The sequence below is a fragment of the Flavobacterium sp. HTF genome (assembly GCF_003105115.1).
GTDB lineage: Bacteria > Bacteroidota > Bacteroidia > Flavobacteriales > Flavobacteriaceae > Flavobacterium.
This window is the reverse complement of record NZ_QETH01000157.1, coordinates 1-5,234: the sequence shown is the minus strand read 5'-3', so window position 1 is coordinate 5,234 and position 5,234 is coordinate 1. Positions and strand designations below refer to the sequence as shown.

The window sequence follows — 5,234 nt, the reverse complement described above, 5'->3', positions numbered from 1 at the left end:
TAAAGTAAAATTTAAAGATTAAAGACTTTTTAAATTCTGGAAGTTTCTTTGAAAAATCTATACGAATTTACGCAATATTTTCTGCTTATTCTGACTGTTTCGTTTTATTTTACATGAAGTAATTTGAGGTTTTTTTAACTTTTTGATCCAAATATTTCAGCCATTTTATGTTAAATTTACTTATAAATTAATTTAATAGCCCGTAAAATGAAAAAAATCATCGCTTCTATCGCTATAATCACAGCCTTAATTATTGGCTGTAAGACAAGTACAAAATCAAATGACGCAAAAACTCTGACCGTTGCATTAGAGCCAAAAAGCAACAGTACCGTGACTGGAACTGCTACTTTTACGGAAAAAAACGGCAAAGTAACTTTTGTTGCAAAGGTAGCCGGTTTACAGCCGGGAGTCCATGCCATTCACATTCATGAAAAATCGGATTGTACTGCTGCCGACGGAAGTTCTGCAGGCGGACACTGGAATCCTACCTTTAAAAAACATGGCAAATGGGGAGTTGGAGAATATCACAAAGGTGATATCGGTAACTTTACTGCCGACGATAAAGGTAACGGAACAATCACTTTAACTACCGATGAATGGTGTATTGGTTGTGAAGATGAAACAAAAAATATCTTAGGCAAAGGTTTAATCGTACATCAGGGAACAGATGATTTTACAACCCAGCCTACCGGAAATGCAGGCGGAAGAGTTGCATGTGCAGGACTTATCAAGTAAAAACACAATAACCACTATTTTTCACAAAATCTAGTGGTTATTTCATTTAAAAATTAATCTTAACACAAGAAAAAGATATAGCTTTGTATCCTCAAACTAAAGTTAATGATTAACGCATCGGCATCTGGCTGGATAGATAAGTTTTTTAATGAACAAAAGTTCTCAGAAGCAATTCCTTTTGAGAATAAAGATTCCTTTTACTATAAAGTAAGAGAAACCGGATTTATCTATGGCCATATCATCGCTATTGATTCTCAGATTCCAATTCCGATAAAAGGCTGGTTTAAAACGGAAATTTCAAAAGTCGCCTTATTAAATACATTATATGGTATTTTTTGTTTGGAAAAAAGGAATTCTGAACCAAAAAATTTCATTACCGAAGTCCTGAAATTTTACAAGGCAATGAATCCGGAAGGATTTAGTTTACTTAAAATTTTACTTCCCAAAGACGCTCCTTCTTTTGAACTGGAAAACATAATCGACCAGAGAGTTCAGACTAATGACAGTATCATTAGTAAAAACTTTTCGCATCTGGTTACCAATGCGTTGTTATTTATTGATGTTTTGGCTTTCAGACAGTTTCTCGCTCATGGCGAAATCCCCGAAAAATATTTAAAAAGGATTGAAGAAACGGTTCTTGGTATTGTAGGCCTCGCTTTAAAAACCAAAACGGTCAAATCACAGCATGATGATTTATTAATCAAACTTTTCGAGGCCTCTATCCGATATTCTAAATTCTCAAAAGTTACCGTAGATACTTTAGAAACCTTACAGCTTGATTATTTTAACGATAAACTGGAACAATATTATCTGATCGATATGGCCGGAATGGCTTTATGGAGCGATGGTGTTGTAGAAAATGAGGAAGCTTATTTCCTGTATTCGTTAGGATCTATGATGGGAGTATCCGATTATTTCGTAACCCAGAGCATCGATACGACTCATGACTTTATCACCACACATAAAAAGAAAATCCCGTATTTCAATTATTCAAATCCGGTAAAACATTTTTATGATCAGATGACGCATACTGTTGTAAAACTGATTATTAGAAACAAAAACAGACTGGTAAAGGAAATTATGCAAAGTAAAGAATTAGTCGTTCTTCTTGCCTATTCTACTACGAGGGACCTTGATGCAAAAGAAAAGAAAAAAGTAAAAAAACAGCTTTTGGATATTTGTAAAACGATTCCGTCACTCACCATATTTTTACTTCCGGGCGGTAGTTTATTATTGCCAATTTTAATCAAGTTTATCCCAACCTTATTACCTTCGGCTTTTAATGAAAACCTGGATGAAAACGAATAAAAAAAATCGCCCTTTTGGGCGATTTTTTATTTTTTACAGATTACTTAACTGGTAAACATCATCAAGTTCATCATTCGAAGCAATGGTTACATTTAAATCGGTTACAAAACCAGAATTCAAACCGTAAACCCATCCGTGCAACATTAAGTCCTGACCATTTTTCCATGCGCTTTGCACGATAGAAGTTTTAGCTAAATTATATACTTGTTCTTTTGCATTGATTTCAACAAAAGCATTAAAACGTTCTGTTTCATCTTCAATTGAATTTAGATATTTATCATGCAAACGATATTCGTCTTTAATGTGGCGGATCCAGTTGTCGATAATTCCGACAGACATATTACCCATTGCTGCTTTTACACCACCACAACCGTAGTGACCGCAAACAATAACGTGTTTTACTTTCAAAACATTAACTGCATAATCCAGCACACTCAGCATATTCATATCAGAGTGCACAACCATATTAGCAATATTACGGTGAACAAAGACTTCTCCCGGTTTGGCTCCGATAATTTCATTTGCCGGAACACGGCTGTCAGAGCATCCAATCCATAATAATGGCGGAGATTGTCCTTTTGCCAAATCAGCAAAATAATTTGGGTCTTTTGCTAACGAATCTTCAACCCATTTTTTATTGTTCTCCAGTATTTGCTTATAAAACTCTCTCATTTTCTTATTTTTTTTTAGGCATTTATAATGTATAACAGATCAAAAAGAACTTATTTGTAAAGTTACCTATTTTTTGATATTTGTTACACTTTAAAAATCCCTTAATTTATTTAATTTGCTTAAAATTTTTCTTTTACTTCTTCTTTTTTCACCAAAGCTCGTTTCGCAACATCATAATAATGTTCAATTGTAACATGGTTATTTACTTCAGGTGAATTTTCTAATTCGTATGCTTTCTTAAAGCCTTTCAGTTTTACTTTGATGTTTTCATCGATAGCTCTTGTTTCTTTAAACTCACGAATTAAGTCCAGTACATCATGCGCTATATATTCTGTATCATGTGCATTGATGATTACTTTTGAGTTTTCCGGAATATCACTCAGTGTTTGTTTAATTGCGGCTTTGTTCAGGAATGAAACTTCCTGTGCCAAATCAATATGAATAACATCTCCGTCTTCGTACTCTTCTTTTTTAAAGCTGTATGCTCTTTTTAAGTTTCCTCTCAGAACGAAAATAACACTGATGATAATTCCTAAAGCCACCCCTTTTAATAAATCTGTAGCTACTACAAATACCAAAGTAGCAATAAAAGGAATGAACTGATATTTCCCTTTGTGCCAAAAGTGCAGGAAAGTTGCCGGTTTTGCTAATTTGTACCCAACCAAAATTAAAACTGTAGCTAAGGTTGCTAACGGAATTTTATTTAAAATTACCGGTATCGCAAGTACACTTATAAGCAAAAGTACACCGTGAATAATGGATGACATTTTTGATTTTGCCCCCGCATTATTATTTGCAGAAGATCTAACCACAACAGATGTCATTGGCAATCCTCCTAAAAGCGAACTTAATACATTACCAATTCCCTGAGCTTTTAATTCCACATTTGTATTGGTGTAACGTTTCTGCACGTCCATTCTGTCTGAAGCTTCAATACACAATAATGTTTCAATAGAAGCCACTATAGCAATTGTAATTCCGACAACCCAAACTTGCGGATTTGTCACTGAAGCAAAATTCGGGGTGATAATTATCGATTTAAAATCATCAAAAGATTTCGGAACCGGTAAAGAAACCAAATGTTCTTTTGCAATAGCCAGTGAACTTCCGGTTGAAATAAATATTTCGTTTAAGACAACTCCCAGAATAACAGCAACAAGTGCTCCCGGAACTAATTTTAATTTTTTAAGAAAAGGAACTCTATCCCATGAAATTAATATCACTAAAGAAATAAGAGAAATTACAACAGCTCCTAAATTGATATGATTAATAACGTCAAATAAAAACGAAAAGGAATTACTCCCGTCGTTCTGGATAAAAGCCTGGTCACCTTCAAAATCAGCATCATAACCAAAAGCGTGCGGCAATTGTTTTAAAATAATGATGATCCCGATACCCGCAAGCATTCCTTCGATAACATTGGTTGGAAAATAATTTGAAATACTTCCTGCTTTTAAAAACCCTAATGCCAGCTGAATTAATCCAGCAATAAAAACAGACATTAAAAACACATCAAAAGCGCCAAAATTGGTAATAGCAGTTAATATAATTGCTGTAAGGCCAGCTGCAGGACCAGAAACACTAATATGTGACTGGCTTAAATATCCTACTACAATACCACCGATAACACCCGCGATAATTCCGGAAAATAACGGCGCCCCAGATGCCATTGCGATACCTAAACACAACGGAAGAGCCACCAAAAAAACCACTAAACCTGAAGCAAAATCAGATTTAAGGTTGGCAAAAAGATTGATTTTTTTTGTCATAATACAATACTAAAAATTGATACATTAAAGATCTGCCGCATTTTATAAAATGCAGTCATTTAAAAATAATCGGAAGTATTATACTAAATTGGGAGGTGGAGCAAATATGCTCGGAGAAATATTGTCAAGTTTTACAATATTTTCAGATATGATTGTTTTTTTCTCAATATAAACCGGCATCAAAACTTCGTGTTCTAAAATAACCGGGTGTACTATAGATTTAAGTTCTTTATGTACCTCTTCTTCAGAAAGACTGATAGTCATAGTCGCACTATTGCATTTTTTTATCGCCTGAACAATTGTCGGGGTCGATAAAAAAGCAATAAATATGAATAATAATATGCGGGCTAATACTTTCATTGAGGCAAAAATAGTGTTAAAGAAATAAAATCAAAGAAACTGATGGAAAATTTTATAGAAATTTAACATAATCAAAAAAGCAGAATAATACATCTGCATCATTCTGCTTTTAAGCAATTGACTAGTAATAAATTACAAAGTTTCTTCTAACCATGCATTCATCATCCAGATTGTTTTTTCCTGCTCCGCAATAAAGTCACTCATCATAGAATTTGTTCCTTCATCGTTAATTTCGCCTGATTTGTTTAAAATCTCTCTTTCGATTTTCAGCAAATCAGATAGTGAATGAACAATTAACTGAACGGCTATGGAAGATGAAAATGGTATAAATAAAGCTAGAGGGATCGGTCATGATATCGTTGCTGTCTTAGCTGGCGATGTTAGTAATCC

The 5,234-nt window shown here is 34.0% G+C and carries 5 protein-coding genes and 1 pseudogene; 2 read left to right on the top strand and 4 right to left on the bottom strand.

Going from position 1 to position 5,234, the window contains the following annotated elements:
- Positions 1 to 207 precede the first annotated feature (207 nt).
- Both DCO46_RS22200 and DCO46_RS22195 read left to right on the top strand, forming a co-directional pair.
- On the top strand, positions 208 to 735 hold the full coding sequence (locus DCO46_RS22200; protein WP_116754646.1) for a superoxide dismutase family protein: 528 nt from the start codon (positions 208 to 210) through the stop codon (positions 733 to 735).
- A gap of 105 nt (positions 736 to 840) precedes the next feature.
- Positions 841 to 2,043, top strand: coding sequence for an LETM1-related biofilm-associated protein (locus tag DCO46_RS22195; protein ID WP_116754645.1), 1,203 nt, complete (start codon positions 841 to 843; stop codon positions 2,041 to 2,043).
- A gap of 33 nt (positions 2,044 to 2,076) precedes the next feature.
- Here the strand turns inward: DCO46_RS22195 and can are convergent, their stop codons facing one another.
- The 4 genes and pseudogenes from can to DCO46_RS22175 all read right to left on the bottom strand — a co-directional run.
- Positions 2,077 to 2,715: a carbonate dehydratase gene (gene can / locus DCO46_RS22190; RefSeq protein WP_116754644.1), complete on the bottom strand. Its 639-nt coding sequence runs from the start codon at positions 2,713 to 2,715 to the stop codon at positions 2,077 to 2,079.
- A 119-nt stretch (positions 2,716 to 2,834) separates the two neighbouring features.
- On the bottom strand, positions 2,835 to 4,484 hold the full coding sequence (locus DCO46_RS22185) for a SulP family inorganic anion transporter (protein ID WP_116754643.1): 1,650 nt from the start codon (positions 4,482 to 4,484) through the stop codon (positions 2,835 to 2,837).
- Between the two features lie 78 nt (positions 4,485 to 4,562).
- Positions 4,563 to 4,844 (bottom strand): hypothetical protein, encoded by a 282-nt coding sequence (locus tag DCO46_RS22180; RefSeq protein WP_116754642.1) that lies wholly within the window; start codon positions 4,842 to 4,844, stop codon positions 4,563 to 4,565.
- Between the two features lie 132 nt (positions 4,845 to 4,976).
- Positions 4,977 to 5,150: pseudogene (locus tag DCO46_RS22175) on the bottom strand (ferritin-like domain-containing protein); the annotation flags it as partial.
- Between the last annotated feature and the right edge of the window lie 84 nt (positions 5,151 to 5,234).